General features: G+C 52.2%; 14 protein-coding genes. 8 read left to right on the top strand and 6 right to left on the bottom strand.

All coding sequences use genetic code 11. The annotated features are described in order from the left end of the window. Positions 1–309: 309 nt before the first annotated feature. The 3 genes from NXT01_RS01110 to NXT01_RS01100 form a co-directional block, all read right to left on the bottom strand. Complete coding sequence (locus tag NXT01_RS01110; RefSeq protein ID WP_259076508.1) at positions 310–747, bottom strand: DUF4870 domain-containing protein; 438 nt, start codon at positions 745–747, stop codon at positions 310–312. Positions 748–929: 182 nt separating this feature from the next. Continuing rightward, positions 930–2,606: a DEAD/DEAH box helicase gene (locus NXT01_RS01105; RefSeq protein ID WP_259076507.1), complete on the bottom strand. Its 1,677-nt coding sequence runs from the start codon at positions 2,604–2,606 to the stop codon at positions 930–932. Next, positions 2,606–2,842: a DUF3039 domain-containing protein gene (locus NXT01_RS01100; RefSeq protein ID WP_259076505.1), complete on the bottom strand. Its 237-nt coding sequence runs from the start codon at positions 2,840–2,842 to the stop codon at positions 2,606–2,608. Before NXT01_RS01100 ends, NXT01_RS01105 begins: the two co-directional genes overlap by 1 nt. 57 nt (positions 2,843–2,899) lie before the next feature. Between NXT01_RS01100 and NXT01_RS01095 the strand changes: the two genes are divergently transcribed. The 6 genes from NXT01_RS01095 (at position 2,900) to galE (ending at position 8,603) form a co-directional block, all read left to right on the top strand. Further along, on the top strand, positions 2,900–3,364 hold the full coding sequence (locus tag NXT01_RS01095; RefSeq protein ID WP_259076504.1) for a DUF3099 domain-containing protein: 465 nt from the start codon (positions 2,900–2,902) through the stop codon (positions 3,362–3,364). Positions 3,365–3,386: 22 nt separating this feature from the next. Continuing rightward, the gene (locus tag NXT01_RS01090) at positions 3,387–4,973 is read left to right on the top strand and encodes a class I SAM-dependent methyltransferase (RefSeq protein WP_259076502.1); all 1,587 of its coding nucleotides are present in this window, start codon (positions 3,387–3,389) and stop codon (positions 4,971–4,973) included. Position 4,974: 1 nt separating this feature from the next. Then, positions 4,975–5,421, top strand: coding sequence for a D-aminoacyl-tRNA deacylase (dtd, locus tag NXT01_RS01085; RefSeq protein WP_259076500.1), 447 nt, complete (start codon positions 4,975–4,977; stop codon positions 5,419–5,421). A gap of 180 nt (positions 5,422–5,601) precedes the next feature. Further along, positions 5,602–6,627 carry a sigma-70 family RNA polymerase sigma factor gene (locus NXT01_RS01080; protein ID WP_259077095.1) on the top strand — a complete coding sequence of 342 codons (1,026 nt, stop codon included), beginning with the start codon at positions 5,602–5,604 and terminating at the stop codon, positions 6,625–6,627. Positions 6,628–6,918: 291 nt separating this feature from the next. After that, positions 6,919–7,605: a metal-dependent transcriptional regulator gene (locus NXT01_RS01075; RefSeq protein ID WP_259076495.1), complete on the top strand. Its 687-nt coding sequence runs from the start codon at positions 6,919–6,921 to the stop codon at positions 7,603–7,605. A gap of 20 nt (positions 7,606–7,625) precedes the next feature. Then, the gene (gene galE, locus NXT01_RS01070; RefSeq protein WP_259076493.1) at positions 7,626–8,603 is read left to right on the top strand and encodes a UDP-glucose 4-epimerase GalE; all 978 of its coding nucleotides are present in this window, start codon (positions 7,626–7,628) and stop codon (positions 8,601–8,603) included. On the opposite strand, the gene NXT01_RS01065 is transcribed toward galE, so the two are convergent. Beyond that, on the bottom strand, positions 8,600–9,466 hold the full coding sequence (locus NXT01_RS01065) for a DUF4192 domain-containing protein (protein ID WP_259076491.1): 867 nt from the start codon (positions 9,464–9,466) through the stop codon (positions 8,600–8,602). The two genes, galE and NXT01_RS01065, sit on opposite strands and share 4 nt — an antisense overlap. Before the next feature lie 151 nt (positions 9,467–9,617). Between NXT01_RS01065 and NXT01_RS01060 the strand changes: the two genes are divergently transcribed. Both NXT01_RS01060 and NXT01_RS01055 read left to right on the top strand, forming a co-directional pair. After that, positions 9,618–10,553 (top strand): PAC2 family protein, encoded by a 936-nt coding sequence (locus NXT01_RS01060; RefSeq protein ID WP_259076488.1) that lies wholly within the window; start codon positions 9,618–9,620, stop codon positions 10,551–10,553. Between the two features lie 55 nt (positions 10,554–10,608). Next, positions 10,609–13,146 carry an RNA helicase gene (locus NXT01_RS01055; protein ID WP_259076480.1) on the top strand — a complete coding sequence of 846 codons (2,538 nt, stop codon included), beginning with the start codon at positions 10,609–10,611 and terminating at the stop codon, positions 13,144–13,146. A 52-nt stretch (positions 13,147–13,198) separates the two neighbouring features. On the opposite strand, the gene NXT01_RS01050 is transcribed toward NXT01_RS01055, so the two are convergent. Both NXT01_RS01050 and NXT01_RS01045 read right to left on the bottom strand, forming a co-directional pair. After that, a complete protein-coding gene (locus NXT01_RS01050) occupies positions 13,199–13,726 on the bottom strand; it encodes a carboxymuconolactone decarboxylase family protein (RefSeq protein WP_259076478.1) in 528 nt (175 codons plus the stop codon). A gap of 1 nt (position 13,727) precedes the next feature. Beyond that, positions 13,728–14,324 (bottom strand): peroxiredoxin, encoded by a 597-nt coding sequence (locus NXT01_RS01045; protein ID WP_259076477.1) that lies wholly within the window; start codon positions 14,322–14,324, stop codon positions 13,728–13,730. Between the last annotated feature and the right edge of the window lie 227 nt (positions 14,325–14,551).

Genomic DNA, 14,551 nt, shown 5'->3' with positions numbered 1-14,551 from the left:
TACCGATGGTCCGAGAGAAACCTCATGCCCACGGTCTATAAAAAGCCACAACAAATATGGGGACCATACTCGTCCGGGCTCGGTCGCATGCATATCTACCGCCAGCGCCCCGGCAAAAGTCGAAAGTCCAGCACCAGGCTGAGCCGTGGTCCGGATTACACAGCAAATGAGTATTTTGCGCGTCTACACATGGCTGCACCTCGCACTCGTAGCTTGATCTCTCTACCCAGGTATCTGTGCCAATAAGCAAAAAAGTGGTTACCGTAGCTCTTGACCACGGTAACCACCTCACCTAGGTAGTAGTAGCTACTACTGGTTAACGAGCTGCTGCTCGATGCAGGTTTGAAGCTCCTCACCCTCATACTGGGCGCAATCCCCCACGATAGCGCCGAACTGCGCAAAGACGAGTCCGAAAACGATGGTTAGTAGAAGTGCCAGAATGCTCAAGACCAGACCTGTGATGGCCATACCTTTTCGACCGGCACCTGGGGCGAATTTCTTCACCTTAACCAAGGCTACAATGGAGAGCACGAGTCCCACCAGTGCTACAGCCCAAGAAATGATAACGCCAACAACGGTGAGGGTGAGCACCAAAGCTACAGCCGAAACAATCAGAGCTGCAAGTGCGAGGCCATTTTTTGCTACGACGACCGGTGTTGCTGCAGGCGCGGGATCGACGGGATTGTAGGCGGGCAGGCTCTGCTCTGGTTGTACGAACTCGTCATTGTTGTTATAGGGATTGGTCATAAAGATGTCCTTAGAGAGTAGTTATTTGTAAATATCGAGAAAATTTTTCTCCGCGTTCTACGGTATTGCTCCCCTGCGCTTTCGTTTCTGTAGCTTCGCGGGGTACATACCAGCGGGGACTATCCTACAGCACTTATTCTCTGCAACGTTTAAGCCCCACCGCTCCATAGCCACAATCGGGGCTACCACCGTCGCAAATAGGCTATACGCTCGCGCAACTGATCAGCAGAGCACATTGCCGTGGGGGGGCCTCCGCATCTAGCTCTTACTTCTGTGTGGATGGCCCCGTGAGGACGTCCAGTACGGGCCGCTTCCATAGACACTAGGCTATTGAGCTCTTTGCGCAGTGTTGGGATTTCCTTACTAGCAACGTGATCGGTGGAAGAGTCGCTAACGTGGTTAGCCCTTTCTTTTTCTCGCTGGGCAATTTGCTCGGCCTGCCTCTGACGCAGTAATTCCCGCATCTGTTCAGCATCGAGAAGGCCTGGTAAGCCGAGGTAATCAGCCTCTTCAGCCGAACCTGCAATCGAACCCGTTCCATAGGTAGAGCCATCGTATATCAAGGAATCAAGCTCCGCCTCGGCTCCTAAAGACTCATAACTACGTTCTAGATCGGGCTCGGTTTCTGTCCGGTTAGCTTGAGCCAGAAGATCATCATCAAAACCTTCTTTAGATCGGTGAGGTTTACCCAAAACGTGATCCCGAGAAACTTCCAACTGTGCCGCTAGTTCCAGCAACACGGGTACCGACGGTAAAAAGACGCTCGCGGTCTCCCCAGGGCGGCGCTTTCTTACAAAACGTCCAATTGCCTGAGCAAAGAAAAGCGGTGTTGCAGCGCTCGTGGCGTATACGCCCACGGCCAACCGCGGCACATCCACCCCTTCGCTCACCATGCGCACCGCCACCATCCATTCATCGCTGCTTGCGGAGAACTCCTCAATCCGATCTGATGCACCCACTTCATCGGAGAGGACCACAGTAACCGGTGTTGAACTCCAGTTTTCCAAGATCTTGGCGTAGGCGCGCGCTGTGGTCTTATCAGTAGCGATAACTAAACCACCAGCATCGGGGATCGATTTGCGTAATTGGAGAAGCCTCGTGTGGGCCGCACCGAGGACAGCAGGTATCCAGTCGCCTTTAGGGTCAAGCGCAGTGCGCCAAGCGCGTGCGGTTTGCTCCGGTGAAAGAGCCTCGCCAAGGCGCGCTGCGTATTCTTCACCAGCGGAGTTACGCCAACGTGCCTCCCCTGAGTAGGACAGGAATACCACCGGCCGGACCACGCCGTCGGCGAGAGCATCGGAATAGCCATAGGTGTGATCGGCTTGGGAGACGAGGTGCCCCTCGCCATCTTCGTCGTAGCGGACGAAGGGGATCGTGGAATCATCGGAGCGAAACGGGGTTCCCGTGAGCGCGAGGCGCCTCGTGGCATCGCGATACGCCTGCCGGATTCCATCGCCCCAGCTCTTTGCATCCCCGCCGTGGTGAATCTCATCAAGGATCACGAGACTCCTGTGCGCCGTGGTGATGGCATAGTGCTTGAATGGGTGCATGGCAACTTGGGCGTAGGTCACCACAATGCCATGGTAATGAGGGTTAACTGCGCCCGAATTTTTGAAATGAGGATCTAGAGAGATTCCTACCCTCGACGCCGCCTCCGCCCACTGCACCTTCAGGTGCTCGGTGGGAACCACCACGATGACTCGTTCTACGACGTGGCTGTTGAGCAACTCGGTGGCAACCCGCAGCGCGAACGTCGTTTTTCCAGCTCCTGGAGTGGCAACAGCGAGGAAATCTGGAGGTTGAACGGCAAGATATTTCTCTAGCGCTTGACGTTGCCAAACGCGCAGATCATTACTCACTATTTGCGCATACTCCTGTAAATGCTTTCGCAGTCGGGACACACGGGGGACCCAGGTTTTGCTTGCTTGGTTACGGGAAAGGTTTCACCGCAGAGAGCAACCACGATGCGACCGGATACTGCCGATTCCACTATCTGATTTTTCTTCACATAATGGAAAAACTTCGGAGTATCGTCGTCAAGAAGCTCATCGCTACGAATATCTGGACGTTCGATCGTTTGAGTTTGAGTAGTCACTCCTCCTATTGTGCCCCACGTTCGCCTCTGACGCGAAGCGAGACTAGGTTTATAGCTATGGAGCAGGATAAACGAGATACCTCGCACACAGGCGCGGCACCTGACTCCTCGCCTACCATTATCGACGCTACCTCCCGACCACTCTCCGCACAACGGATGAGTCAGAGAGTATGGTGGCCTGGGAGAAGGAAAAAAGCTGCGCTCATTACGTCGGCTCGGCAGTCCCCGGCTGAGAATCGGAAGCAGCGCGAACGCCAATATGCGATCATCCAAGCGATCAGGCTGCCATTTCTAGCACTCGCGGCATTTAGCTACCTATATCTCGAGTTGGTGTGGTTCTCTGCCGTGCTATTTGTCATCTCGGTCCCGTTACCATGGATCGCGGTAGTCATCGCTAATGGAGTGGGACAACCGCGTGATCCGCGCGAAAGATCTGTGTACAAGCCGGCTCTGGCGCGCCAGCAATTATCCCACAATTCCCGGCCTGGTCCCGCCGCTATTGACTCCGGCGATACAAACTAATCTGAGAAAGTGACGAAACTTTATGAAATTTCCCGCCACTGATCATCTGCAGGAACAACACGATGACTTTGTGCGTTGTGCTGCCCAACTAAAGGCAGCCCTTATCAGTTACGAGTTCACGGCTGATGGGGTGCGCGAATTTTTAGGCGAGAATGCCTATAAGGCCCTCTACCGAGGCGAACCCCATGCGGTGCTTTTTTCTATGAGAAATAGCCGAACCCAACCACTGGCTCAATTAATAACTGTATTTCTCCTTCATCGGGCGTTAAGCGAGGAAGATCTCACCAAAATTTTCGGCAGCGAACTGCTCCACGACCTGATTCGAGTCGGCATCTTGGGGCCTAAATCCGCAAACGAGAGCCACGTGACTGCGCTCATCGATATCCATCCCCACAGAGTTGACGGCAATGACTATTTTGTTTTTTCGGACTGCGATGCCTCTCAGTTGAGTAACTACATCCCCGGAAAGGATCACGTTCTAGGGGTAGGTGCAGCCAGCCTCTCTTTGTTATCGGCAACCAGTCGCAGTGCTGTGTCCTCGGTACTCGATCTGGGAACCGGGTCCGGCATCCAGGTATTGGGCCAGTTGCACGCGGCAGAGTCGATCACGGCGACCGATATTCATCCACGTGCTCTGCTATTTGCCCACGCAACCCTCGTGGACACAGCAGGGCTGATATCCGATAACCGCGCCACCGTTGATATTCAGCGCGGGAGCTGGTTTGAGCCAGTCCGCGGGCGTCGCTTCGACCGCATTATCGCCAACCCACCCTTCGTGGTTGGTCCTGATGATGTCTCGCATATCTATCGAGATTCAGGTCTCGCTCTTGATGGAGCAACGCAGTTATTGATGGAAAATATACCCGACTATCTCAATATGGACGGCACAGCTACGCTTTTAGGATCGTGGATTCACGAGTCCGGGCACTCCTTCCAGCAGCGTTTAGCATCGTGGCTTCCAGATAAGGGTGTGATGTGTTGGATACTCGAACGTGACCGGGTTTCGCCTGAACATTATTGCGGCACGTGGCTACGCGATGAATCCATCGATCCCCGGAGCGAACAGGGTGCTCACAAGACTCTCCATTGGCTCGACTTTTTTGCTTCCCATCATGTCTTAGCCATCGGATTCGGTTTTGTCTTCATCAAGAGAATCTCTGATGATCTGCCGTCAGATATTCTTGTTGAAGAACTCACCCACCCCATTGAGGATCTTGCTCAAGAGGCTGAAGAGTATTTCGCCCGTATCTCGTGGCTGCACGCCCAGACCGAGAACGAGATTCTGCAGGCTCGCTATCAGGTGCGTCCCGGTATTGCCCAGGAGGAGATAAGTGTGGCAGATGCAGGAGAGGCTATGGGCTTTGTTCCCGCAGCCAGGCGAATAACCCGCATGGACGGACCGAGATGGTCTCACGATATCGACGCCGAGCTAGCCGCTATTTTGGCTGGGCTACACCCTGAAGGCCTCAACCTCAGCGAAGTTATCGAACTCTTTGCTATCAGTCGTGGTCTCGATCCGGATCTAACCCAACAAGCTGCGCTCCCCGCGGTAGTGGATCTGATTCGTCACGGATTTATCATTCCTGCCGATCTTCTATCTGGGTCCTAGTATGAGGGCAGTTTTAATGCGTGTCAGCGAAGCTCAAGTTAGGGTAGATGGCCACATAGTTGGCCAGATTTCGTGTCCGGAATATGGCGGCATACTGGCCCTTATTGGTGTCGCAGCAACTGACGATGAATCTGACGTTGACACGATGGTGCGCAAGATAGCAGAACTGAGAATTCTCAAGGGCGAGCGTAGCATCTCGGACTTGGCAGCCCCAGTTCTCCTTGTTTCCCAGTTCACCCTTTTAGGACGAACCGCAAAAGGGCGGCGACCTTCGTGGTCCGATGCCGCTCACGCTGAGCAAGCGCGTGCCCTCTTTAATGCTGTAGTTTCGAAGCTCGCCAACCGCGGTATTTCCTGCGAACAGGGGGTATTCGGGGCAGATATGCAGGTGGAGAGTGTTAATGAGGGGCCGTATACGGTTCTCGTGGATACTCGAGCCACACTGTGACAGCGAAGGGAATAATTTTTTTCCAGAAGTAGGCGCGCATTCGGCCTAGGGGAACAAAATCCATCGATGCCCCGTTGTTAAATATAGAAACGTCGCTACCACATCTACTTCAGATTAGTTTATCGCTGTGAGTAAAGTAGCGTGCTTGAGTATAAGACGGAGAAAGCGGGGCACAAGTCGATGACGGCTGCTAAATACACCGAGAACACTGATGATGCTGTGCAGGAAAATATTCTCGACGACCCCCGTCCAGAAGTGGATACCCGCTCGCGACGGGGACAAACCAATGATAACCCCTCCGCAGATCTTGTTCGTGTCTATCTCAATGGTATTGGCAAGACCGCCCTGCTTAACGCGGAAGATGAGGTCTACCTCGCTCAAACTATCGAGGTCGGTCTGTATGCCGAGCATCTCCTGCAATCGGCCGAACGTCCCCTCACCCGAGCCATGAAACGCGATTTGAAAGTATTAGTACGCGACGGGCGAAAGGCTCGATCACACCTCCTGGAAGCTAATCTGCGGTTAGTTGTTTCCTTAGCCAAAAGATACACCGGTCGCGGGATGCCTCTGCTTGATCTCATTCAAGAAGGAAACCTGGGCCTCATCCGTGCCATGGAGAAATTTGATTATTCGAAAGGCTTCAAATTCTCCACGTATGCAACGTGGTGGATTAGGCAGGCGATTACCCGGGGGATGGCGGATCAGTCGCGCACTATTCGCCTTCCAGTTCATCTGGTTGAGCAAGTTAATAAGCTCTCGCGAACCAAGCGTGAGCTCTATCAGCACCTCGGGCGCGAGGCTACCCACGAAGAGCTTGCCGAGGAAACGGGTATTGATGCCTCAAAGATTGAGATGCTTCTACGCCAATCGCGTGATCCCGTCTCGCTTGATATGCCGGTGGGCGCGGATGAGGAAGCTCCATTAGGTGATTTCATCGAGGACTCTGAGGCTGCAGATGCAGAAGCTTCGGTGGTTGCTACCCTGCGACATGCCGATATTAGAGAGGTAATCTCCACCCTAGAGCAGCGCGAACAAGATGTGATCCGAATGCGTTATGGGCTCGATGATGGCGTTCCTCGCACCCTCGATCAGATTGGGCGCCGTTATGGGCTTTCGCGGGAGCGGGTACGTCAGATCGAGCGCGAAGTCATGCGGAAATTGCGCGATGGCGATCGGGCCGAAAAATTACGAGCCTATGCCCACTAGATAAGACGATCGGGTTATCCCCTTGGGGGTAACCCTTTTCTCAAGGTTGTTCGACGCCTGATTAACGTCTGATTAACGCCCTGAATGTGCCAGCCTTAGTGCCTGTGCTAGGTGTGGTGGACACCACTTCTCCGCCTTGGGGCTTTTGTTGTTATTATTTATTCCACGAGACCTCTGCGTGGGTCATCCCACATTTTGTTTACTATTAAAATTCACCCGAGCATAAATTCCACCTATAATTATTGGGAAAAGCGCCCTGGTGGTGACTCACTGCGAATGGAAGGCTAAGCCATGAAAGACCTCGTTGACACTACTGAAATGTATTTGCGCACCATCTTCGAATTAGAAGAAGAAGGGATCACTCCCCTACGGGCACGTATTGCCGAGCGCCTCGAACAATCCGGACCTACAGTGAGTCAAACTATTGCCCGTATGGAACGCGACGGCCTCGTCGTTGTCGCTAGCGATCGCAGCCTCCAGATGACTGTGAAGGGGCGAGCACTCGCCATTTCTGTCATGCGTAAACACCGCCTGGCCGAGCGCCTGCTTGTCGATATCTTAGGCCTCGACATTAATAAGGTGCATGAAGAAGCGTGCCGCTGGGAACATGTTATGAGCGAAGAAGTTGAGCGGCGTGTTATTTCAGTGATTGGCAATTGCGAACGGTCACCCTTCGGCAACCCCATCCCAGGGCTTGAGCAGCTCGGTGTTCACCTTCAGGAGCCCGCAGGTCCGGGGGTCCGTGCCACTGATACTAGGAATATCAGCACTATTCAGCAGGTGCGCATCGTTCAAATTAATGAAATCCTCCAAGTAGACCCACATTATTTCAAAATGTTGTATGACGCGGAGATGACTGTGGGAACCACGGTAGAACTCCAGCACCGCGAAGATGGGGGCATCTCTCTGATAAAGGGAGACAAGGTGATCCACCTCGATGAGGAGATGGCTCACGCCGTTCGGGTTGAAGCTCTCTAGACACTAGAAAGGCCAAGGGTTTGAAACTCCTAGTTACCGGAGGCGCAGGCTATGTAGGTAGCGTGTGCGCCCAGTACCTCATAGAACGCGGTCACGAGGTTGTCATTATCGATAATTTCTCCACCGGAAACCGCGAGGCCGTACCCAAGAAGGCGCAGCTTCACGAAGGCGATGTGGCTGACCTCATTGATCCCGTGCTCGCTTCTGGGCGTATCGACGGCATCCTCCACTTCGCAGCTCGCTCCCTTGTAGGTGAATCAGTAGAAAAACCTCACGACTACTGGCACGGTAATGTCATCACCACTCTTGGCATTCTCGACAGCATGCGACGCCATGGGGTTAATAACCTGGTTTTTAGTTCCACGGCTGCTACCTACGGTGAACCCGATGAGGTGCCCATCACCGAAGATATGCCTACTTCGCCGACGAACCCATACGGGGCCACGAAACTAGCGATCGATCATGCTATTTCTTCGTATGCTCATGCCTATGGCTTGGGAGCCACGTCACTGCGGTATTTCAACGTAGCCGGAGCTTATGGACCTATCGGAGAAAACCGAGAGATTGAAACCCATTTAATACCGCTCGTCCTCCAGGTTGCTATGGGGCATCGTGAAAAGATCATGATTTTCGGCGACGATTGGCCGACCCCAGATGGTACCTGTATTCGCGACTATATCCATATTCTTGACTTAGCCCAAGCACATGCCCTTGCACTAGAGAGTAATACTCCCTTCACCCACAGGATTTTCAATCTTGGTTCTGGTGATGGTTATTCGGTCAAAGAAGTCATAGATACCTGCCGAGAGGTTACTGGTCATTCGATCCCTGCAGAAATTAAGCCCAGACGTGCCGGGGATCCAGCTGTGCTTATTGCATCCTCGAGCAAAGCTCAGAAAGAGCTGGGCTGGAAACCAGAGCATAAGGACCTGCGCACCATTATAGAAGATGCGTGGGCGTTTACCTCCAACCTTGGAGATCAAGCGCACAGTAGCTAGGCGGCAGCGCGGCCATTTTTGAGGAGGTTAAGCCAGGTACGGTCACACCCTCTTTTTGCGGCCTCGATGAGCTCTTCTTTTTTACCTGCTGTATAACACTCATATATGAGTTGACTAAGTCGGTGATGAGGGTCCAACTCCCCCACGGCGCGCTCATCATTTGGGTTGGCGATGCAGTGGGCAAGGTTCACGCAACATAGGGCATTTGCCCGAATACCTCCGCCGTACCGCGCTGCCACCTCGTGGGCAAGTTTTATGGCCGCTCCGGGGCTTATAAAGAGCACTCGAAGAACGGCGTCTCGTAGGGTTATATGCCCCATAAACTGGGCGAGCACATCTATATCGCAATCAGTGATCGGCCGTAAAGGATCCGCTTCGATGCTGAGAAGAATGGTCGCTAGGTCGTGACAGCGATTCAACAGAGTGTCGGGATCAACCTGAGCGCGAGCCACCATCTTTCTACTTTTAGCTTCCGTGGATGCAGCGGAAGTTGGGATGCGACCAGTGATAAAACCCTTTTGCTTGAGATTGGATTTCTTATCGGTAAAAGCAAGATGGTACCGCTCACCGGCGCTCAAGGAAGGGATGAGCCAGCAGCCATCGAGAGGACGGAGTGGGTGGAGAGATTTGAGCAATGGGCCAGGATCTAGCTCGCCGTGGATGATGAGACCGAAACAATACCGTGGAGCCATCGCCGATATTTTCTCTGCTAGCTCTGGGACGGCTTCGGTATCTCTGAGGGCGAATACCGCCACAATGGAGTGCGAAGCATCAAGCGCCGCTACAACTATCCTTTTATCTGACGGAGCTCCAAGGTATGGCGAAAGGCTGGACAGGAATATTGCAGCGTCGAATGGTTTCATATATCCATCAGAGCGCCTCGTGTTGGTCCCCGCGCGGCGGAGCGTCGTGGGGTCCGGATAATTGTGGATAACGAGGTAGTTTTAAGAAAAACTCAGTGTTTGACTAAATCGGCTAGAATTGACCTTTAACTATCTACTAGGGAGGTGTGCCATGGAAAAGCGCATATATGAACTCGAATTTCCTGCTCCGGAGTTTTCTGCGGCGAGGAACGAGGGCCCCTCTCTCATTATTGCCCTCGATGGCTTCGCCGATGCCGGCTCCGCTGTGAGTGACAGCGCGGAGCATCTTCTGGCCGCATTAGAGCATCATCTCGTCGCTTCCTTTAACAGTGACGAGCTCTTAGATTATCGCTCCCGCCGTCCTACAGTAACGGTGGACAATAACTCGGTCGCCCATATTGACGATTTCATGCTGGCGCTTCATGTGCTCAAAGATACGAAGAATAAGTCCTTCCTTCTGTTGTCCGGTCCCGAACCAGATCTACGTTGGGAGGCCTTTAGTGAGGTCATTGCCGATTTGGTCGAGCAGTTTAATGTCTCCCGCACGCTGTGCCTCTACGCCGTTCCTATGACAGTTCCCCACACACGTCCCCTGGTTCTAAGCGCGCACGGCAATTCACAGGAATTACTCGCTGAGCACTACACCCTTGATACACGCTTAGAAGTACCGGGATCAGCATCGCTTTTTATCGAAAAGGCGCTGGCGGATTCCGGGCGGAAAGTGGGCGGCTATACAGCACATATTCCCCACTACGTGGCAGCCTCTGACTATCCCGAGGCAACATTTACCCTTCTTCAGGAGGCCGCCAATACATTGGACCTGGAGTTACCGTTGGGAAGCTTGAAGGAGGATATACCTAAGGTATTTGCCATGATCCAGGAGCAAGTGCAGTCTCATCCTGAAATGTTGAGTATCGTAGAACATCTTGAGCACCAATATGATGAGTCGATGGCGCGTTACCGAGAGAAAATCGAATCCGAACGGGGACGTGCTTCCCTTCTCGGCAACGAGATTCTTGATGCAGAGAAGCTTGGTGCTGAGTTTGAACGTTTTTTGCAGGACATTGAAGATGATAAATCTGAATAATTTAGTTCAAAGAGCTTTTCTGAGTTAAACAGCTAAGTCGTAAGCGAGGGTGGCTATGAAATTGACCGAGGTATTGCCCGATTTAGCGGAGGTGCCTGATTCTCTCATTGATGAGGTTATCTATGACTCCTTCCAGCAATGGGCTACGTCCCGCTCAATTAGCCTCTACCCTGCTCAGGATGAGGCAGCTTTCAGCTTAGTTGCTGGTGATAACGTTATCCTTGCAACCCCCACAGGAAGTGGGAAATCAATGGTGGCAATTGCAGCACACTTCATTGCTCTCGCTCGCGGCCAGCGTAGTTTCTACACCGCCCCCATTAAAGCTTTAGTTAATGAAAAATTCTTCGCTCTGTGTGAGATTTTTGGCGCGGAATCTGTCGGCATGATGACTGGCGACGCCACTGTCAACGGTAACGCTCCGATCATATGCGCGACCGCAGAAATTGTTGCCAATATTGCCTTGCGTGAGGGTAAAGATGCAGATATAGACCTAGTAGTAATGGATGAATTTCACTATTACTCCGAGCCGGATCGTGGTTGGGCGTGGCAAGTACCTCTTATCGAATTGGCACAAGCCCAATTCTTGCTTATGTCTGCAACTCTGGGCGAGACTCGCTTTTTAAGGGAGGATTTGAGCGCCCGAACTGGTCGGACAACCTCCCTCATCGGTCAAGATACAAAGCGTCCGGTTCCGCTTGATTTCTCGTTTGTCTACACCCCCATTCATGAGACAATTGAGAATATTCTGAGTACCTCCAAGGCTCCTGTCTATGTTGTACATTTTACCCAGCGCGATGCCATTGAGAGAGCGCAATCCCTAACCAGCCTGTCCATAGTCAATGCTGAAGAGAAAAAGAAGATTGCACAAGAGATAGGTGATTTTCGTTTCACCACCACCTTCGGCAAAACTCTATCTTCACTATTGCGGCGTGGAATTGGAGTGCACCATGCTGGCATGTTGCCGAAATATCGGCGTTTAGTGGAAAAATTATCGCAAACGGGTCTACTGAAGGTTATCTGCGGAACAGACACACTCGGCGTGGGCATTAATGTCCCAATCCGCACGGTACTCTTTACGGGATTAGCTAAATTTGACGGCTCTAAGATGCGCATTTTAGCATCCCGGGAGTTCCACCAGATAGCGGGTCGAGCGGGTCGAGCAGGCTTTGACTCTGTTGGCTACGTGGTCGTTGAGGCAACCGAACATGAAATTGAGAATTGGCGGATGCGAGAACGCGCAGGTGCAGATCCTGCGAAAATCAGGAAGCTACGCAAAAAGTCTGCACGTGATGGGGAAATTACCTGGACTAAGAAGACCTTTGAACGACTCATCGAAGCGGAATCTGAGGGTTTACGCAGTCAGTTCAGAGTAAGCACCTCCATGCTGATTAATATTTTGTCCCGCGAGGGTGACGGATTTGAGCATATGCGCCATTTAGTGCGCAGTAATCACGACCGGCGCGGCAAGCAAAACAAAGATATTCTCAAAGCTCTCGAGCTATTCCGCAGTCTCTTGGATGCTGGGATCGCCAAGCGACTTGAAACCCTAGATGCCACGGGGAGACGCTATATTCTTACCCAAGAGCTCCAGCGAGATTTCGCCCTCAATCAACCATTGAGTCCTTTTGCAATGGCGGCTCTGGAACTCCTCGACCCGGATAGCCCCACCTTTGCTCTTGATGTGGTGAGTACGTATGAGGCGATTCTGGAAGACCCCAGAGTCCTCTTGATTGCACAGCAAAAGCAGCGTCGAGGAGAAGAAATCGCGGAATTGAAGGCAGAGGGGGTTGACTACACCGAGCGCATGGCCATAGTTGAGGATATTACGTGGCCCAAACCGCTAGCGGAAGAGTTAGAAAAAGCCTACGAGCTCTATGCTCAGGAGGTCCCCTGGGCACGAGAATTCGAGCTACGACCCAAATCGGTCGTGCGAGAAATGATAGAGAAAGGCATGACGTTCTCGGATCTGGTGGCCACCTATTCTTTAGCCCGCGCAGAAGGGGTCATCTTGCGCTATCTCACGGACGCCTGGCGCACACTACGACATTCAGTGCCGACTGAATTTCTCAATGAGGAGCTAGACGATATTATTGTTTGGCTCGGCGAAGTAGTGCGCCAAGTCGATTCTTCTCTTGTCGACGAATGGGCGCAAATGGCAGATCCTGACGCGCCTATCTCCGAAGTGACTCTCCAGCAGGAATTAGCCTTTGGAGTGGAAGATCCAACGGCAGTCAGCGCTAATCGTCGTGCCTTCGGCATTATGGTGCGCAATGCAATGTTTCGGTTGCTGTCGCTTTTCGCCTGGGAGAAAGAGGCAGAGCTCGAGACCATGACCGATTATTTAAGCCCTCAACCAGACTTTGGGGCTTGGATGGATAATTATTTTGACGAGTACGCGGATATAGACACAAGTTCCGCGGCGCGCAGCGGTGACTACTTCCACCTTAAGGAGGAAGGCAGGGTTATGAAGGCCACCCAAATCCTCAAGGATCCCGAGGATGATCGGGCTTTCCGTTTCATAGCTCATGTCGATCTCGATGCCTCAGATGAGGCGGGCGAAGTACGCTTTGCTTCGATCGATTTTGTCGGATAAAGGAAAAATCTCCTCGGTTGGAAGACCAAGGAGATTTCAGGCGTTTGCTGTACTAGCTGAGAATTTCGTCGATATCGAAAGCTTGAGCTAGCCCGTGAACGGTTGCTGCGATCTTGATGGCCTCGAAGATTTGCTCCTTGCTGAGCCCTTCTTTACGCAGAATGTCCTCATGCGCAATCGTGCAGTGTTCGCAGCCGTTGATGGTCGAAACTGCGGTGGCCCATAGTTCAAAATCTGACTTGTCCACTCCGGGATTAGCCATGACATTCATGCGAAGGCCTAAGCGGACCTGGGCATAATCGTCGCCGAGCCACCCTTTGGCGCGATAAGCGACATTATTCATGCCCATAATAGAAGCTGCAGCAAACGCTGCTTCATACGCTTCGGGGCTCAGATTTTCCTTAGCTTCAGCAGCTATTTCCTGTAGTACCACAGCATTACGGGATGCTGCTGCTGCAGCTAAGAAGGTACCCCACTTTTGCTGCTCAGTGAGAACTGAAGCACGCGCGAGCGAACTCACGTTGAGTTTAAGATCCTTAGCGAATTGCGGCACCGAAGTCTTGAGGTTGTCAATGCTCATATTATTTCAGGCCTTCTTGAAGAACGGAGAAGCGATCGATGCTCTTGGTCGGATCGTTCTTTTGCCAGTTGCAGGCGCAAACTTCTTCCGACTGCAGAGCGTCAAGAACCCTCAGGACCTCGTCAACATTGCGACCCACGGCATCTGGAGTCACTGTGACAAATTGAATATATCCATCAGGATCTACAATAAAGGTTGCCCGATCAGCTACGCCGTCGGCGTTTTCAACACCGAGAGCGCGAACCAACTCGTGCTTGATATCGGAGAACATCGGGAAAGGAATGCTTTTGAGATCTTCGTGCTGTGCTCGCCAGTTGAAGTGGGAGAACTCGTTGTCAACGGAACCACCGAGTACCTGGGTATCGCGATCTTCGAAATCCTCGTTGAGCTTTCCAAAAGCAGCAATTTCGGTTGGGCACACGAAGGTGAAGTCTTTGGGGTAGAAGAAAATTACCTTCCACTTACCTTGATATGCGTCGAGGGAAACAGTCTCGAAGTAGTCTTCAGGTGAGGCGGCGTTGACATCGTGCAAGTCGCCACCTTTGAGTGCGGTGAGACTGAATTCGGGGAATTTTTCGCCAATAGACAAAACTGCCATGGGTATGCTCCTTCAAGCGGATGGTTTCTGAAACTGTCGGCCGATGAACCGGCTCTCCATTGATATCTTACATCCGATAGACACATTGCGCTAACGACTGAACCTATAATTAAAGAATGGAGAAAAAGGTTTTGACTATCAATCTTGCTAACTGGGTTCCCTCACCCAGGGTTACCCACTCAACTCAAAATATCGACTTTCATTGTTAATTTTCTGCTATAGATCAA

It is taken from the genome of Corynebacterium sp. ES2775-CONJ, assembly GCF_024814515.1.
Lineage (GTDB): Bacteria > Actinomycetota > Actinomycetes > Mycobacteriales > Mycobacteriaceae > Corynebacterium.
This window is presented reverse-complemented; position numbering and strand designations above follow the sequence as displayed.